The 1,050-nt window shown below is 62.0% G+C and carries 1 protein-coding gene; it reads right to left on the bottom strand.

Annotation, left to right across the window (positions count from 1 at the left end):
- Window positions 1-746, bottom strand: a 746-nt coding sequence (locus ACW73L_RS22130; protein WP_498924704.1) for an IS5 family transposase, incomplete at its 3' end; no start/stop codon positions are given.
- Window positions 747-1,050: the final 304 nt, after the last annotated feature.

Below are 1,050 nucleotides of genomic sequence, written 5' to 3'. Positions count from 1 at the left end.
CGTTGCACCGCTCGCAGCACAATCCCCAGGATCGTCCGCTGCCGCTTGACCACCCGCCGCAAGCGCTTGAACTGGCGGGCATGGGCGTAACCGCCGGCCTTGCGGCGCAGTAACGCACCCTCGCGGGCGTAGGTCTGCTTCAACGAAATCCCCACCGCTTTCGCCGCCTGGACCACCTTGGCCCGGGCGATCTCCAGCAAGCGACTGTCCACCGGATGCGCGATGGCCTTCTCCTGTACCGTCGTATCCACGATGATCCGCTCGAACTCGTGTGGCCGCACCGCCTTCGTCACTACCGCCGTATCCACGGTGGCGCGGAGCAACTCTTCCACACCCGCTTCACCGATCGCTTTCCGAAACCGACCCACCTGCGTCGCATCGCACGGCAGGCGCGCCTCGTAGTACTCCCGGCCACTGAAGTACTGCCACACCACATTCTCCGACCAGCGTTCCACCACCGCTTCGTCGCTGAGATTGAAGGCGTGCTTCAGGTACAAGAGCGAGGCCATCAGCCGGATCGGTAACCGCGGCCGACCCGCCGCACTGACGTCACCACCGACCGTCTGCAGACTCGGACCGAACAGGTAATCAACCGCCACCACCCGCCCGGCGCGATCCCGCCGTTCAAAGCTTGGTGCCAGCGCCGCTTCCAGTTGTGCCCAGGGAATCCGCTTGGCCAACACCGCCAGCGGATGCCGCAGGTCGATCATCTGCTCCAAGCGGGCCCGGAAGAAGTCGTCAGTCATCGATGCGCCCCAGAATCCCTCAGGCATTGCCGCCTAATCCCGCAAAATCCGCGGGATTCCGATACCCCACGAAACGGCAAAGCTCCGCGTGCCATGCGCCTTCCAGCGATTCTGCAGGGGCGACTAAATACTGTCATTACAGTAAAACAAAAGCTTACTCAAGAATTTGTCGAACTCGGGGGGATGGCCTTACGCTACTCCCAGTGTTTCCGTTTTAAACTGAGGACGAGCTAAAGTCGGAAGTGGTGTACGAGCGTGGGGTGATGGCTTGAGCGGGTGGCGTACCCTGCTGACAATTCGGTTG

Source organism: Methylolobus aquaticus (assembly GCF_054172105.1).
This window is presented reverse-complemented; position numbering and strand designations above follow the sequence as displayed.